The following is a 15621-nucleotide window of genomic DNA, read 5'->3' as shown; positions in this document are numbered from 1 at the left end:
AGGAGCGAGGCTTGCCCGCGAAGGCGTCATTGAAATTTGCGCGAATTTGCGCGTTGACTGCCGCTTCGGACCGGCTCAGGCTGCCTCTGCTTTTTTTGGTGAATTCCCTTCACAAAGGAGACAGTCAATGCCCTTCGTAACGATTGACGGACAAGCCCTTCACTACATCGATCAAGGCACCGGCCCGGCTGTGCTGCTGGCCGGCAGCTACCTGTGGGACCAGGCCATGTGGGCCCCGCAGATTGCTGCGTTGTCGCAACACCACCGGGTCATTGCCCTGGACCTGTGGGGCCACGGTGAATCCGGGAAACTTCCCGAAGGCACGCAATCGCTGGATGACATCGCCCGTCAGGCCCTCGCGCTGCTCGATCATCTGGACATTGATCGTGTCACGCTGGTCGGTCTGTCGGTCGGTGGCATGTGGGGTGTTCGACTGGCGCTGTCCGCGGCACAGCGGATCAACGGTCTGGTGCTGATGGACACCTACGTCGGTGTCGAGCCGGAACCGACTCGCCAATACTATTTCTCACTGCTCAAGCAGATCGAAGACACCGGCATGATCGCGCCGCAGCTGCTCGACATTGTGGTGCCGATTTTCTTCCGTCCGGGGATCGATCCGCAGTCAGCGCTGTATCAGGATTTCCGCGCCAAACTGGCTGTTTTGCCGTCCGAACGTCTGCGTGAAAGCATTGTGCCGATGGGGCGGATCACGTTTGGTCGGGATGATCTGTTGCCACGTCTGGGCGAACTGAATCCTGAAACCACGTTGCTGATGTGCGGCGATCAGGACAAACCGCGGCCACCGTCGGAAACGAAGGAAATGGCTGAGTTGATCGGTTGCCCATCTGTGCTGGTGCCGGAGGCGGGGCATATCTCCAATCTGGAGAATCCGCAGTTTGTGACCGAGACGTTGTTGAAGTTTCTGGCTGAAAGAAATTAGTCGATCTTTCGGACGCCTTCGCGGGCAAGCCTCGCTCCTACGGGATTGTGTCGATCACAGAAATCGCGAACGACACGATCCCGTAGGAGCGAGGCTTGCCCGCGAAGGGGCCGATGAGGTCACTTGGCCCCGAGAATCTTCACCAACTTGTCCGGCGAAGGCGCGCCTTGCTGTTGTTGCAGCTCGCCCTTGTCGTCCATGTAGAAAATCGCCGGGGTGGCCTGCAGTTCCAGGTCTTCCATCAGCTGCATGTTCGCCGCCAGTTTTGCCTGAATCGCCGGCGGCACGTCTTTCAAGGCTTTCAGCGAGCTGCTCTTGCCTGACTTTTCGTGAGTTTCCAGCGCCTTGCTCGGGTCCTTGGCGGCCAGCAGCGCGGCGGATTTGCCCGGGCTGTCTTCGCGAATGATCCCGACCATGATGTGCCGCAGTTGCACCTTGCCCGCCTTGACCCATGGCCGCGCCTGTTCCCAGAACATGTTGCAGTAAGGGCAATTCGGATCGCTGAACAGATAGACGACGCGCGGCGCATCCTTGTTGCCGTCACCGATCCAGTTGCTGGCCTCCATCTTGCCCCAGACTTCCTTGGCCATCGGTGCATAAACCAGTTTCTGCAATGGCGCGCTGCTCAGGTCATTGCCCTCGGCGTCGTACAAATTACCGAGCAACACGTGCTTGCCGTCAGGGGTCAGGTACAACGCCATGCCGCGGCTCTGGTATTGCGCGGCGTAACCGCGCAGACCGTCAGGTGCGTCGAACTGACCGACGATCTTGGCGCCCTTGGCTTCGATCTTCTTGATCGCCTCAGGCAATTCTTCGGCGGCCTGCACCGACGGCAAGTGCAGCAACGCTGCACCCAGGGTCAGGGTCAGCAGGTGGCGGAGGCGGGGCATGGCAGTTTCCTTGAAGAGGTGGCCGGTACGGCAGGAGAAGGTGTGTCGAAGTTTTCCAGGGCGCGGGCCAGGCTGGCGTCCGAGAGTTCGCCCAAGTGGCTGCCCAGCAATCGACCGTCGGGGCTATAGAACAGCGTAGTCGGCAATGCCATGGAACCCACGGCCTGACCCAATCGACCACTGCCGTCGAACAGCACGTTGGTCAGGCTCAGGCCCTGGGTTTCGAGGAAGGTGCTGACGCTTTGCATGCTTTCCGCCTGATTGACGAACAGGAAGGTCAGGTCCGGGCGCTGTTGCTGGGCGTTTTCCAGCACCGGCATTTCCCGGCGGCACGGCGGGCACCAAGTGGCCCAGAGATTGATCACCAACGGCCCGCCCTTGTAGTCCGCCAGTTGCACGGTTTCGCCGGCGGCATTGCGCAGGGTGATTTCCGGCAGGCGCGTGCCTTGTTCGTAAATACTCAGGGAGAAGGTCGCCAACAGCCAGAACGCCAGGCCGCTGGCCACGCCGAAGCCCAGCGGGCGGCGCAAACCCGGTCGACGCCAACCGCGATACAACGCGGTGAGCAGCAGCACAATCACCCCGGGCCAGACGAGGAAACCGCCATCGCGCAGGTCGATGATCTGCCACGGATCGTTGTGATAGTGCGCCCAGTAGGCGACCACGAAACCAACCCGCGCCGCCAGCATGCCGAGCAAAAACAGGCTGAACAGCGCCGACTCGGGGTTTTCGCCACCGCGCTTGGCCACCCGCCAGCCGACAAACGTCGCCAGCGCCAGGGCACTGATCAGCAGCAAATGGTTAAGCGCGATGGCAAAGGTGCCGAGGGTAAAAGTCAGCATTAACGGGCGTCTCGGGTGGTGGTCCAGCGTTGCAGGAAGGTGTCGGCATCGACCTCGCCGGTGATGCGCTGGCTGCGGCGCTCCTGGCCGTCTGCGCCGATCCACAGAAAACTCGGTGGCCCCGGCACTTTATAACGGCCGAGCAGTTCGCGGCTGGCAGCATTGTCGGCGGTCACGTCCAGCCGTAGCAAGCGCACATCGCTCAGCGCTTCCATCACATTGGCTTTGCCGAAGACCTGTTTTTCCATGACCTTGCACGACACACACCAGTCGGCGTAGTAGTCCAGCAGCACCCATTGGCCCTGGGCCTGAGCGGCGTCCAGTTCCCGTTGCAACGTGGCGGGGTCATTGATGGTGGTGAACGCCTCATGGCCGGTCGGGCGAGCGGTATTGCCAGAAGCGGAGGCGCTGTAGACCTGCAACGGTTTGAGCAAATCATCACCGCCACCGGCGGCGCCGATCATCAGCAGACCGCCCCAAATCCCGAGCAACAGCGAACTGGCGCCGAACAGATGGGCAACGCGGCCGAAACCTTCCGATTGTTTCCAGGCACTGTAGGCGGCAATCAGCAGCAAGGCGCCGCACAAACCGATCCACAGGGATTGATCCAGCACTGGGCGCAGCATCAGCAGGGCGGTGGCAAGGAACAGGAATCCGAACACGCCTTTAAGCAGGTTCATCCAGGCACCGGGTTTGGGCAGGAAGCGATTGCCCACGGTCACCAGCAGCAACAGCGGCACACCAATGCCGACGCCCATGGCGAACAGAATCAGCCCGCCATGCAGCGCATTTCCGCTTTGCGCGATGTACAGCAGCGCGCCAGCCAATGGCGCGGTCATGCACGGGCCGACCAGCAACCCCGACAAGGCCCCCAGCACGCCGGCGCCGATCAGGCTGCCGCCGCGTTGATTGCGCGACACATTTTCCAGCCGATCACGCACCGCCACCGGCAGTTGCAGCTCGAAGAAACCGAACATCGGTAACGCCAGCAGGACAAACATCGCCGCGAAGCTGCCCAGCAACCACGGGTTCTGCAACAGTGCCTGAAGGTTGGCACCGAGCAGCGCAGCCAGCACGCCCATTGCCGCATACACCAGCGCCATGCTCACCACGTAGCTGGTGGCCAAGGCGAAACCGCGTTTGGGCGTGGCCCCACTGCCAACAATCAACCCGGCCAGGATCGGCAGCATCGGCAACGAGCAAGGGGTGAAGGCCAGCAACAGACCCAGACCAAAGAACACCAGCAAGCTCCAGCCCAGCGCCCGTTGTTGCAGGCCGCTGGCCAGGGCCTGGTCCAGTGCTTCGTTGGTGGCGATCGCGGCGCTGCCGCCCAGATCCACGACCTGGGTTTGCGGCGGATAACACAGACCGGCATCGGCACAGCCCTGGAAGCCGATTTTGATCTGACCGGTGGCGCCCGCCGGAATCTTCAGCTCCAGGCCTTGGCGATAAATCTGCTGTTCGCCGAAGAACTCATCACTGTGCGATTCGCCTTCAGGCAATACCGGATGCTGCTCCGGGGGCAAACCTTCGAATTTCAGGCGTTTCTGATAAAGGTAATAACCATTGGTAATCTGCCAATAAAGCTGTGTTTCACCCGATTCAAGGCGCTCGGAGGTAAAGACAAAGGCTTTTTCCACCGGCAGGAATTCAGGTTTGGTATTGAACGGATTGATCCCTGCCTGGGCCACACCCGAGATCAAGAGAACAAAAAACAAAAACAGTCGACGCATGGGTAAGCCTTATCCCTGTGCAAGTGAGGTGCACAATGGGAGGCGGCGATTAACCGATGATTAACCGCGACGCCCTTGTGGCCATGGCGCTTGCGGCATAATGTCCGCTTAATCGGCCAACGGCTTAATCACCTTTTTTCTACGGGGCTCACCATGCATGTACTTGTCTGCGAAGACGATGAGCTGATCGCCAGCGGCATAGTCGCCGGCCTTACGGCCCAGGGTCTGACGGTGGAGCACGTCGCTACCGCGTCGGCTGCCCGGGCGATGCTCAAGGTGGCTGAGTTCGACGTCATGGTGCTCGACCTTGGCCTTCCGGATGAGGATGGCCTGAAGCTGTTGCAGCAGTTGCGTTCCAGTGGTCTGGAGATTCCGGTGCTGATCCTCACGGCGCGGGACTCGGTCACCGACCGCGTTGACGGCTTGCAGGCCGGCGCCGACGATTACCTGCTCAAGCCGTTCGACCTGCGTGAACTCGCCGCGCGTCTGCACACTTTGTTGCGACGAGTGGCGGGGCGTAGCGTCAATCTGATCGAACACGGCCGTCTGACCTACGACCCGAGCAGCCGCGAAACCATGCTCAGCGGTCAGTCAGTCGACCTTTCGCGGCGTGAACAGTCGCTGTTGCAGGCCTTGTTGCATAACCGTGGCCGGGTGCTGTCCACCGAGCAACTGAAGGACAGCGTCTACGGTTTCAATGACGAACTGGAAAGCAACGCCCTCAACGTGCATATCCATCACCTGCGGCGCAAACTCGGCAATGGCATTGTCGAGACCGTGCGCGGCCTGGGTTATCGCCTGGGGCCGGCCGATGGTGGAGAGGAATTGAAAAAGTGATGAGCCTGCGTTTGCGCCTGAGCCTGACGCTCGGCGCCGCTTTTGCGCTGATCTGGGCCCTGGCGGCGGCCTGGATGCTCAGCGACCTGCGCAACCAAATGATGTTTTCCCTCGACCAGCGGCTGGTGGCATCGGCGCGCATGGTCGCCGGCCTGATGGAGCAATTGCCGGCGTTGCCAAGCAAGGGCGAGGGCACCCATTTCAGCGCTGAACAGCTTAATATTCCTGGTGGCATGGCCTGCCAGGTCAGCTCGTTGCGCGGCGAAATCCTCGCCCGCAGCCACACCGACCCGCAACAAACCCTGGAAGCCGAGAAAATGGGCTTTCACGATCAGATGATCGACGGTGCACCCTGGCGCAGCTTCACCCTGGCTCGCGGTGATTTGCGTATCACCACCGCCGATCGGCAAATCGAACGCGAGGCGCTGAACATGTCGATCCTGCTGGCCGCCTCGGTGCCTGTGGGCGTGGCGCTGCTCGGTTGCCTGTGCCTGTTGTGGCTGGGGATCGGCCAGGGGCTGGCGCCGCTGAACCGGATGCGCGATGCCTTGATGCGCCGCAGTGCCGACTCTCTTGAACCCTTGCAAATTCAGCCGCTGCCCAGCGAACTTCAACCGTTGCTGGACACCCAGAATCAGCTGTTCCAGCGCATCGGCAAAACCATCGAGCGCGAACGCCGCCTGACCGGCGACGCGGCCCACGAATTGCGCAGCCCGCTGACGGCGATCAAAACTCACCTGCAAGTGGCGCGCATGACCGAGGGTGCGGCCCGGGATCAGTCCCTGGCCCGGGCCGAAGAAGGTGCCGACCGCATGCACCGCACGCTGGAGCAATTGCTGCTGCTGGCGCGGGTTGAGGGCAGTCTGTCGTTCGATGACGGCGTGCAATGCAGCGCAGAGCAAGTGGCGAAACTGGCGATTCAGGATGCTGCCAGCGGTGATCGGCGGCGGATCAAGTTGCAAATGCCGGCGAAATTCTCCGATGCACCGGTGCAGATGCCCGCGGTGCTGTCGATCGCCGCATTGCGCAATCTGCTGGACAACGCCCTGCGCCATACCCCGGGCGATGGGGCGGTGGAACTGAGCCTGGAAACCACCGGCAGTCGTGCGCGCTTTCTGGTCCGCGACCACGGCCCGGGCATTGCCGAAGACGACCTGCAACACCTGACCCAACGCTTCTGGCGCCACGGCCAGAGCACTGGCTGTGGATTGGGCCTGGCGATTGTCCAGGCGATTGTTCAGCGCTGCGGCTGCACCCTGCATTTCGACAGCCGCCCGGATGGGTTGCGGGTTGAGTTGACGATGCCTTTGCAGCCGGTGTGAACTTCAAAATCCACCCCTCACCCCAGCCCTCTCCCCACGGGGGAGAGGGGAAAGGGAGTCGTTCTCTGGGCTTTTCAAATCCTGAGTTCGATTCGATATTGCAGGTCGATGTAGCTCGAATTAACACCTCGGTCAGCTCCCTCGCCCCTTTGGGGCGGTCCGACGTTTCGGGAGGGTTGGGGTGAGGGGGGAATTCTGCAGGCACACCAAATGTAACGTCTCTCCATTAGCCACCCACTCGCCATGGCGCTATCGTCCCCGGCAGCTTTTTCTCAATGGATTGAGGTAACAGCGCCATGGATGCATCGATTCACATCTGCAAGGCAACCCCCGCCGACGCCGGTATCATCAGCCGGATCGTCGAGCGTTCCATTCGTGTGGGCTGCGCGCTCGACCATCGCAACGACCCGCGAACCGTTGCCACCTGGACCCACAACAAAACCATCGAACACGTGCAACCCTGGCTGACCGACCAACGGTTGTACCTGAACATCGCCCTGTTGCAGGACAAACCGGTCGGTGTCGCGATGGCGGCAATCAGCGGCAAGGTCGCGTTCTGCTACGTGCAGCCGGAATGGTTTCGTCGCGGTGCCGGAGAGGCGCTGGTTCGCGACCTCGAAGGCTGGTTGAAAGGCTTGGGGCTGGCTCAGGCTCGACTCAACAGCACCCGCACCAGCGAGGCCTTTTACCGTCATTTGGGTTACCGGCCCTGCGCCGAAATATTCTCCGTGGCCGGGCTCCACGCCATCCCCATGCACAAAGCACTGACACCGCCTTCATAGAAAGCTGATCGAGGGTCTAAATCCTCGGCGCCCTGAAGCGTTTCCAGAACAGGAAAACCTTATTGAGGGGTCGAGAGATGTCAGTCGCTACCAGCCTTATGGAAGATCAGTCGGCCCGGATCACTCCGGCGCCGGCCGAGACGCTGTATCAGTTCAACGAATCGCCGTTGCTGGCCCGTCAAAACCAGCAGGAGTCGAATGCCCGCAGCTACCCGCGGCGCATTCCCCTGGCGCTCAAGCGCGCCAAGGGTATTTATGTCGAAGACGTCGAAGGCCGCCGTTTCATCGACTGCCTGGCCGGCGCCGGGACATTGGCCCTGGGGCATAACCATCCGGTGGTGATCGAAGCGATCCAGCAAGTGCTGACCGATGAACTGCCGCTGCACACTCTCGACCTGACCACGCCGGTCAAGGATCAGTTCGTCCAGGACCTGTTCGGTCTGCTGCCAGCGGCCTTGGCTGCGGAAGCGAAGATCCAGTTCTGCGGCCCGACCGGCACCGACGCGGTGGAAGCCGCGCTGAAACTGGTGCGCACCGCCACCGGACGCAGCACTGTGCTGTCGTTCCAGGGCGGTTATCACGGCATGAGCCAAGGCGCGTTGAGCCTGATGGGCAGCCTGGGGCCGAAAAAGCCGTTGGGTGCCTTGCTCAGCAACGGCGTGCAGTTCATGCCGTATCCCTACGATTACCGCTGCCCGTTCGGGCTCGGCGGCGCGCAAGGGGTGAAGGTCAACCTCAGCTACCTGGAAAACCTGTTGAATGATCCGGAGGCCGGCGTGCAATTGCCGGCGGCAGTGATTGTCGAGGCAGTGCAAGGTGAGGGCGGAGTGATCCCGGCCGATCTCGATTGGTTGCGCGGCCTGCGACGCATCACCGAAAAGGCCGGCGTGGCGCTGATCGTCGATGAAATCCAGAGCGGTTTCGCCCGCACTGGCAAGATGTTCGCGTTCGAGCACGCCGGGATCATTCCGGACGTGGTGGTGATGTCCAAAGCTATCGGCGGCAGCCTGCCGCTGGCGGTGGTGGTCTATCGCGACTGGCTCGACACCTGGCTGCCGGGCGCCCATGCCGGGACCTTCCGCGGTAATCAGATGGCCATGGCCGCAGGTTCTGCGGTGATGCGTTACCTGACCGAACACAAAGTCTGCGAGCACGCCGCCGACATGGGCGAACGCTTGAGCGAACACCTGCGCATCCTGCAGCGGGACTTCCCGCAACTGGGCGATATTCGTGGTCGCGGCTTGATGCTTGGCGTTGAGCTGGTCGATCCGACGGGCGCGCCCGATGCATTGGGTCATCCACCGATCTTCGGTCGCCTGGCGCCGCTGGTGCAGCGTGAATGCCTCAAGCGTGGGCTGATTCTTGAGCTGGGCGGCCGTCATGGCGGCGTGGTGCGCTTCCTACCGCCGCTGGTGATTACCGCCGCGGAAATCGATCGGGTGGCCGAGATTTTCGGCCGGGCCATGGCCGCTGCCACTGCCAGCCTCTAAATTTTTCGAACTGCAGAACGTTCCTTCTACATACCGGCTGCGCACGCAGTGCAGCCCACCCTACAGCGATGGAGAAACACCATGACGTCAGTATTCGACCGCGAGGACATCCTCTTTCAGGTCGTGGTCAACCACGAAGAGCAATACTCGATCTGGCCCGACTACAAAGCCGTGCCTGCGGGCTGGCGCACCGTGGGCAAGAGCGGTCTGAAAAAGGAATGCCTGGCCTACATCGAAGAAACCTGGACCGATATGCGCCCGTTGAGCTTGCGTCAGAAGATGGACGAGCAGGCGGCAGTGGCGAATTAAGTCACGGCGTAAAAAAAGCCCGCTGGACTGTTAACAGTCAGCGGGCTTTTTTTGGTCCGGGATTTGTGTTGCCTGTCAGGCCGCCTTCGCGGGCAAGCCTCGCTCCTACAGATCACCGAACCTGTAGGAGCGAGGCTTGCCCGCGAAGAACGATGACGCGGTGTAACTGAGGTTACGCGCCACTCAACCCCTTGATCAGCAAATCCACATTCCCTTCCAGCTCCGCCACCGGATCCGCCGCGTCCACACTCAACACCACCAACCGGCTGCCAGCCTCGGCAATCATCGCTTTCACCGCATCCGACGGCTGTCGATGATGCAACACCACCGCCACATCATTGTCCTTCAGCGTCGCGCCCAATTGCTTCAGCGCTTCCGGTGTCCACTCGGCATCCGGCCGCGCATCGAGGCCAACCAGCTCCAGATTCAGCCCGCCGATCAGGTAGACGAAGTGATCGCTCAGGCTCATCACACTAAGGTTGTCGGCACTGGCCAGGCGTGCTTCGCTGTCCGCGCTGAGCTTGAGCAACCGCTGCTTCAACGCCGCCAGGTTAGCCTCGATCGCAGGCTTCGCCTCTGGCGCCAGGCGCACCAGATCTGCCGCCATCACATCCGCCATCCGCCCCATGTTGTTGCTGGAAAACCACGGCTGACTGTTCAACCCGTCGACCTTGTTGCCCGGCTGCACGGCGATGCCGGGCAGGGCGCCGTCCACCGGGCGGGCGGCATCGACTTCGATGATACGGATGTTGCTGCGCCGGGAAATCGGGTACAGCGGATCATCCGCCCACAGCGAACGCAGACCGATCACCGCATCGGCGTCGGTTGCCAGTTTGGCCAGCGCCGGAGCGCCACGGCCGGTGAAGTACGCAGTCTGACGGCTGCCCGGCAGGTTCGCCGGCGCAGCTCGCTCAAGGCTGACGTCGGTGCCCTTGAGCAGAACTTCGCCCAGCCCGTAAGTGATGGGCAAGGACGCCAGCACGCGCAGTGGTTTTGTGTCCGCCGCAAAGCTGGTAGTGACCAGGCCACACAGGGCCACGGCCAGGGTCAATTGACGCAGAGAAAAAGTCATTTATCCGAGATTCCCTTTCAGACTTGGGACAACGCCACGCGCAATCGCGGCCAGAGCAAAAGCGATACCGGCGACCAGAATGATTGCGGCACCGGACGGAATTGGCAGGTCGAAGACGATCGGCGCGAGGATCCCGCACAGCGTGCTGACCGTGGCGATCAGCACCGAACACCAGAAGAAGCCCTTCAGCGATTGGCTGAGCAAGCGTGCTGCTGCGGCTGGAATCACCAGCAGCGCACCGACCAGAATCGCGCCGATGACTTTCACCGCGGCCACGGTGATCAGGGTCACCAGAATCACAAACAGATAATCCAGGGTCTTCACCGCCACACCGCGTACCGCCGCCAGTTGCGGGTTGAAACTGGCCAGCATGATGCGGTTGTACAGTGGCAAGGCCAGCGCCATGACCAGCGAGCCGACGATGGCCAGCACCAGCAGGTCATTACCGTTGACCGTCAGCACCGAACCGAACAGCACGTTTTCGAGGATGTGCACGTTGATCTTGCCCGCCAGGATCAGCAGCAGGCTCGCGCCCAGCGCCAGCGACACCGAGAGAAACACGCCGATCAACGTATCCGGCGCCAATCCCGTGCGGTTGCGCAGGTAGTTAAGCAGGATGCCGAACAGCAGGCAGTAACCGAACAGGCTGCCGTAAGGCCCGGTGTACGGTTCGCCGAGCAGGATGCCGATGGCCACGCCGGTCAAGGCCGCGTGCCCCACCGCTTCGGAGAAAAACGCGAAGCGCTTGACCACTACCAGCGTGCCCAGACCGCCCAGCACCGGGCCGATCAGCAAACCGGCAAGCAGCGCGTTGACCACAAATCCGTAGGCCAACGCTTCGGGCAGGTAACCCGAAGACGCCCAGCCCTGGACCATCAAACGAAAGGCTTCATAACTCATCAGGCAGCGCTCCGGGGATGGGTCGAGAACAGGGTCAGCAAGCGCTCCGGCGTCAATGCTTCCTTGGGCGTGGCATCGAACAGCACTCGGCGATTGAGCCCGGTGACGTGGTCCGCCAGACGTCCGACCGCCTCCAGATCATGCTCGATCCACAACACGGTGATGCCGCTCTGGCGCCAGTCGCCGAGCAGCCGTTCGAACACCTGGATACCGGCTTCATCGAGGGCCGACATCGGTTCGTCGAGCACCAGCAACTGCGGTGCCGGGATCAGCCCCTGAGCGAGCAACACACGCTGACGCTCACCGCCGGATAACGCGCCCATGCGGCGCTTGCGCTTGTCCTGCATGCCGACCCGTTCCAGGGATTCGCCAATCGCGGCGGCGTAGTGCTTGCTCAAACCGAGGAACGCGGGACGGCGCTGACACATCGCGGCCATGAAATCGTCGACGGTCATCGGCAGGCCGCGATCGAACTCCAGCGCCTGAGGCACGTAGCCGATGGTCCCGGGTGTGCCGGGCCATTGCAGGCTCAAACGGCCCTGATGCGGCATCTGTCCGAGCAGCGTCTTGATCAGCGAGCTCTTGCCACCACCGTTGGGGCCGACCAGCGCATGCACACTGCCGGGCTGAACCTGGAACGTCACGTTGTCGAGGATCATAGTGCGCCCCAGCGTCAAGCTGACCTGCGCAAAATCCAGCGTCGGCCCCGAACCCTGTAGGAGTGAGCCTGCTCGCGATAGCGCTGGGTCAGTCAACATCGATGTCGACTGACACTCCCTCTTCGCGAGCAGGCTCGCTCCTACAGGGGTTTCGCTGAGTGTTTCTTTAGCCGTCATTTCCCCGACTCCTGAATCGCCCGGACCACCGTATTGAGGTTGCCGGTCATTTCCTTTTCATACTTGTCGGCGGTGTATTCACCATAGGAAATGTGCGACAGCGGATACAGCTTCACCCCGGATTCACGCTGGATGGTGTCGACATAGGAGGACGGGAAATCCATCTCCGAGAAGATCACCTTCACGTCCAGTTCCCGCAGTTGATCAATAGTCTTCTTCAACTGGCTCGGGCTTGGCTCGATACCGTGGGCCGGCTCGACCACGGCCGTCACTTCCAGGCCGAATTCACGCAGCAGGTAGTCATAGGCCGCGTGAACCGTGGCCACCCGCAGTTCGGCGTTCGGCGCCTGGGTCAGTTTCGCCAGGGCATCGGCGCGCATCTGCCGCAGGCGTTTGCCATAGGCGCGGGCGTTCTGGGTGTAGGTCTTGGCATTGGCCGGGTCGAGCTTGCCCAGTTCACGGGCGATGTTGTTGACCTGGGCAATCGAGGCGCTGATCGACAGGAACGTGTGCGGGTTCACGACCTTGCCGGCACCGCGCGCGGCAACACCGGTGGCGGCCAGCAGCGGCACGTTTTCGTTGGCTTCGATGACCGGGACGTTCGGCGTTTCGCTGGCGGCAATCATGCGGTCGGCGAAGTCGTCATGACCGACGCCGTTGAGCACGATCACGTCGAGCCCGCTGATGCGCTTGATGTCCTCGGCGCGGGGCTCGTAGGCGTGCGGGTTGAAACCGGCCGGAATCAGCGGCACCACTTCGGCCTTGTCACCGACGATGTTGGCCACGTAGCTGTAATAAGGGTGCAGGGTGATGCCGATGCGCAGGCGCTTGCCTTCCTCGGCGCTGGCCAGTGGCGTCAACAGCAGGGTAAGCAGGCCGACCAGCAGCGGGCGCAGGAATGAGCGTTGAGATGAAATAGGCATGGGAAAGCGGTCTTCTCTCGGGTGAAGGCGAGGGTTCAGTGCCGGTGCTGGCGGGTCACGCCGGCATCGAATTGCGCGACGATCTGCTGCCAGCCGGCGCTTTCGAGCGCGGCGTCAGTGAGATCAGTCGGGGCCGCGAGGGCTTTGCCGCGGTTGAGCCAGACGTCCGGCGCATCGTCGTTGGCAGTCAGGCGCATCAGAAACGAACCGGCCACGGCGGGCGTCTGGCTCTGACCGAAGTAAGCCTTGGCGTCGAGCAACTGCCACGCATGGCCGCCACGGCTGACGGAACTGGCGTCCTGGGCAAACGGTGCAAAGCCTTCATCGGCAAGCGTTGCCGGTGTCGGCAGCGCCTGTTGTTCCTGGCGCAGCAGATGAATCTCGTCCAGCGTCACCCGCAGGTCGGCGTAGATCCCTTGCTCGGATGCGCTCAGATCACGACGGGCATCCAGTTGATGGCTGTTAACGCTGCTGACTTCCTGGGACTCATGGCGCCAGGCAACCACCGAACCGGCCACCGCCAGGATCATCAGGCACAACAGCAACACATACAGGGTTTCATGGCCGGCACCGGCCGGGCGGACGACGTGCGTTGTAGGCGTACTCATGGGGCTTCGATGTCCGCTTGGTCGATCTCGACAACGTGGCCGGGGCCGGCGTCGAACAGCACGTAGAATTCGGCACCGGGCTTCTTGAAGGTCAGGGTCGAATCGGCGCCGAGCTTGCCCGGCACGAGGATAGTTTCGTCGTAGCCGATCACGTCCAGCGTCACCCCCGGCGCGCCACTGCCGTCGGAGAAGCCGCCCGTGCACTGGATTTGTTCGGCGTCGATGGCTTTGCATTCGCACATCGGGTTGTGGGCCAGGGCGCTGGCGCTGAAACCGGCGCAGAACACCAGCAAAGCCGCGTTTAGAGAACGTAGCGTCATGGTTTGCCTCCTTGTTTGTTCAGCCACGCGAGGGTGGCGGGGGATGCCTGGCTCAGCGGGATCGACGCTTGATGCATCGCGCCGTCCCAGCCTTCCATGGTGATCCACAGTTCGGCGTCGGCTTTGGTCTTGTCCGGGATCGGCAGCATGGCGCCCATGCGGTACGGCGTGCCGAAGAAAATCACCCCGGCGGCGCGCAGGCTGCGGGGTTTGCCGATGCGCAGGTACGTCGCCTTGACCTGATCTCGACAGCTGTCGCACAGCGCGGCGTTGAAGTTCTTCATGTAGCCGGCCGGGCCATCGAGGGTCGGTGGTTCGTTGCGCAATTCGGCGAGGCGCAGGCTCCAGGGCCCGACCTTCACTTCACCGATTTCTCGCTCGCCGAGGCCGGTGTCGCCGCGAAACAGTGCCGCGTCGGCGAAGTACTTGGGCATGAACCCCAGCGGCACCAGCAACAGCAGGACGTTGATGTGGAAGCGCCATTTGTGCCAGAAGCGGCTTAGTTTCGAGGCCGGTTTGTCGGCGGCGAACAGGCTCATTGGCTGACCTCCGTGGTTTCACGGCTTGTGACGGCGGCGGTGCGCGGGCGTTTGTCTTTGCGCTTGAGGGCGTTGGCCGTGGCCAGGGCGGTGCGCTTGGTCCAGATCAGCAGGCCGCTGAGCACCATCATGCTCAGGATCCAACCGAAGAAGAACCAGATCAGCTTGATCCAGATGCCGCCGAAATCACCGGTGTGCAACGGCCGCATGGATTCGGTCACCAACTCCAGGCCGGAACGGTCCGACAGCAGGCGGGTGGCGGCGATATCGCCGGTGTAGGGGTTGATCTCGGCGGTCTGGAACATCAAGGGATACCAACTGCGACCGCCCACCGTCAGGTAGCTGTAGGCATTGGCGGGCATGCTGACGAAGCTGTCTTCCAGGCCGGGGATGCGTTCCTTGGCCTGCGCAATCGCGGCTTCCAGACTGATCATCGGCGCGGGCGAGCCATCGGTGCTCACCGGCACGCTCTCACGCGGGACCACGAGCGTCACGGGCGCGGTGGAAATCGACACCTGGTTATCGAACAGGAAGGCTTGAATCAGGAACCAGGTGCTGGTGATCGAAATCACCGCGATGAACCAGATCGACCAGATGCCGCTGAGGCGGTGAAAGTCGCCCCAGAAAATCCGCGCGCCATGACGGATGCGCAACGTCGGTCGCAAGAAACCCTTCCAGAAACGTTTATAGACCACCAGCCCGGTCACCAGCGACGCCAGCAAGGGCAGGCTCAGGAACGACACCAGGTACCAGCCCCAGCTGTAACCGTTGGTGAACGGCACCAGCCACCAGCCATGCAATGCACGGGTGAAGGCCTGAAAATTGAATTGCGGCGCGGTGCCCTGAATCACGCCGGTGTACGGGTTGACGTATACCGTCAACGAGCGACCATCGGGGTAGCTGACACTGACATCGAGCGCGAAGTGCGACTCGTCGGGCCGGCTGATGGCCTCGACCAGCGTGTTCGGTTCCGCCTTCTTGATGGCGGCGATGATCTGGTCATAACTGAGCAGCGGCGCATCGTCCGTGGGTTGGCTGGCGCGCATTTGCGGGTTGGCCAGCCAGACGATTTCCTGACTGACCACCGCCAGCGTGCCGGTGACACAGACGATCAGCACGAAAAACCAGATCGGCAATGCCAGCCAGCTATGGACCAGAAACCAGAGTTTTGAGCGGGATTTCTTCGACATGATTAAAGGTCTTGTATCGATGAGAGGGCCTCTGCTGCGGGCTTCCCAGCGATGAGGTCCATGAAAGGCCGGCCCTTGGCTTTTGCCT

General features: G+C 62.0%; 17 protein-coding genes. 6 read left to right on the top strand and 11 right to left on the bottom strand.

The genetic code is table 11. From position 1 onward, the window contains the following. Positions 1 to 127 precede the first annotated feature (127 nt). Positions 128 to 940 (top strand): alpha/beta fold hydrolase, encoded by an 813-nt coding sequence (locus tag ACYZT6_RS17960; protein WP_462028045.1) that lies wholly within the window; start codon positions 128 to 130, stop codon positions 938 to 940. A 119-nt stretch (positions 941 to 1059) separates the two neighbouring features. Here ACYZT6_RS17960 and dsbG read toward each other — a convergent pair whose 3' ends face one another. The 3 genes from dsbG to dsbD are packed head-to-tail and all read right to left on the bottom strand — an operon-like array spanning position 1060 to position 4405. Then, positions 1060 to 1830, bottom strand: a complete 771-nt coding sequence (gene dsbG / locus ACYZT6_RS17955; protein ID WP_462028044.1) for a thiol:disulfide interchange protein DsbG — start codon at positions 1828 to 1830, stop codon at positions 1060 to 1062. After that, on the bottom strand, positions 1806 to 2672 hold the full coding sequence (locus ACYZT6_RS17950; RefSeq protein ID WP_462028043.1) for a TlpA family protein disulfide reductase: 867 nt from the start codon (positions 2670 to 2672) through the stop codon (positions 1806 to 1808). Before ACYZT6_RS17950 ends, dsbG begins: the two co-directional genes overlap by 25 nt. Next, positions 2672 to 4405 (bottom strand): protein-disulfide reductase DsbD, encoded by a 1734-nt coding sequence (gene dsbD, locus ACYZT6_RS17945; protein ID WP_462028042.1) that lies wholly within the window; start codon positions 4403 to 4405, stop codon positions 2672 to 2674. The genes ACYZT6_RS17950 and dsbD overlap by 1 nt, the downstream gene beginning before the upstream one ends. A gap of 153 nt (positions 4406 to 4558) precedes the next feature. Here dsbD and ACYZT6_RS17940 point away from each other — a divergent pair, with 153 nt between their 5' ends. The 5 genes from ACYZT6_RS17940 to ACYZT6_RS17920 all read left to right on the top strand — a co-directional run bounded on the left by ACYZT6_RS17940 (position 4559) and on the right by ACYZT6_RS17920 (position 9145). Continuing rightward, positions 4559 to 5242: a response regulator gene (locus tag ACYZT6_RS17940; RefSeq protein WP_462028041.1), complete on the top strand. Its 684-nt coding sequence runs from the start codon at positions 4559 to 4561 to the stop codon at positions 5240 to 5242. After that, positions 5239 to 6564 (top strand): ATP-binding protein, encoded by a 1326-nt coding sequence (locus tag ACYZT6_RS17935; RefSeq protein WP_462028040.1) that lies wholly within the window; start codon positions 5239 to 5241, stop codon positions 6562 to 6564. Before ACYZT6_RS17940 ends, ACYZT6_RS17935 begins: the two co-directional genes overlap by 4 nt. A gap of 296 nt (positions 6565 to 6860) precedes the next feature. After that, positions 6861 to 7346, top strand: a complete 486-nt coding sequence (locus ACYZT6_RS17930) for a GNAT family N-acetyltransferase (RefSeq protein ID WP_462028039.1) — start codon at positions 6861 to 6863, stop codon at positions 7344 to 7346. Between the two features lie 77 nt (positions 7347 to 7423). Beyond that, the gene (locus ACYZT6_RS17925; RefSeq protein WP_462028038.1) at positions 7424 to 8836 is read left to right on the top strand and encodes a diaminobutyrate--2-oxoglutarate transaminase; all 1413 of its coding nucleotides are present in this window, start codon (positions 7424 to 7426) and stop codon (positions 8834 to 8836) included. 81 nt (positions 8837 to 8917) lie between these two features. Next, the gene (locus tag ACYZT6_RS17920; protein WP_010461182.1) at positions 8918 to 9145 is read left to right on the top strand and encodes an MbtH family protein; all 228 of its coding nucleotides are present in this window, start codon (positions 8918 to 8920) and stop codon (positions 9143 to 9145) included. Between the two features lie 172 nt (positions 9146 to 9317). On the opposite strand, the gene ACYZT6_RS17915 is transcribed toward ACYZT6_RS17920, so the two are convergent. The 8 genes from ACYZT6_RS17915 to ACYZT6_RS17880 all read right to left on the bottom strand — a co-directional run bounded on the left by ACYZT6_RS17915 (position 9318) and on the right by ACYZT6_RS17880 (position 15533). Further along, complete coding sequence (locus ACYZT6_RS17915; RefSeq protein ID WP_462028037.1) at positions 9318 to 10217, bottom strand: metal ABC transporter substrate-binding protein; 900 nt, start codon at positions 10215 to 10217, stop codon at positions 9318 to 9320. Continuing rightward, on the bottom strand, positions 10218 to 11117 hold the full coding sequence (locus ACYZT6_RS17910) for a metal ABC transporter permease (RefSeq protein WP_003226663.1): 900 nt from the start codon (positions 11115 to 11117) through the stop codon (positions 10218 to 10220). It abuts the gene before it with no gap. After that, a complete protein-coding gene (locus tag ACYZT6_RS17905; RefSeq protein ID WP_462029973.1) occupies positions 11117 to 11875 on the bottom strand; it encodes a metal ABC transporter ATP-binding protein in 759 nt (252 codons plus the stop codon). Before ACYZT6_RS17905 ends, ACYZT6_RS17910 begins: the two co-directional genes overlap by 1 nt. 74 nt (positions 11876 to 11949) lie before the next feature. Beyond that, complete coding sequence (locus ACYZT6_RS17900) at positions 11950 to 12876, bottom strand: metal ABC transporter substrate-binding protein (protein ID WP_462028036.1); 927 nt, start codon at positions 12874 to 12876, stop codon at positions 11950 to 11952. A 35-nt stretch (positions 12877 to 12911) separates the two neighbouring features. After that, positions 12912 to 13484, bottom strand: a complete 573-nt coding sequence (locus ACYZT6_RS17895; RefSeq protein WP_462028035.1) for a DUF6162 family protein — start codon at positions 13482 to 13484, stop codon at positions 12912 to 12914. Next, positions 13481 to 13804, bottom strand: a complete 324-nt coding sequence (locus tag ACYZT6_RS17890) for a hypothetical protein (RefSeq protein WP_462028034.1) — start codon at positions 13802 to 13804, stop codon at positions 13481 to 13483. Before ACYZT6_RS17890 ends, ACYZT6_RS17895 begins: the two co-directional genes overlap by 4 nt. Beyond that, positions 13801 to 14343, bottom strand: a complete 543-nt coding sequence (locus ACYZT6_RS17885; protein ID WP_462028033.1) for a thiamine pyrophosphate-binding protein — start codon at positions 14341 to 14343, stop codon at positions 13801 to 13803. The genes ACYZT6_RS17890 and ACYZT6_RS17885 overlap by 4 nt, the downstream gene beginning before the upstream one ends. Continuing rightward, complete coding sequence (locus tag ACYZT6_RS17880; RefSeq protein ID WP_462028032.1) at positions 14340 to 15533, bottom strand: PepSY-associated TM helix domain-containing protein; 1194 nt, start codon at positions 15531 to 15533, stop codon at positions 14340 to 14342. Before ACYZT6_RS17880 ends, ACYZT6_RS17885 begins: the two co-directional genes overlap by 4 nt. Between the last annotated feature and the right edge of the window lie 88 nt (positions 15534 to 15621).

It is taken from the genome of Pseudomonas sp. RT6P73 (assembly GCF_054897715.1).
This window is presented reverse-complemented; position numbering and strand designations above follow the sequence as displayed.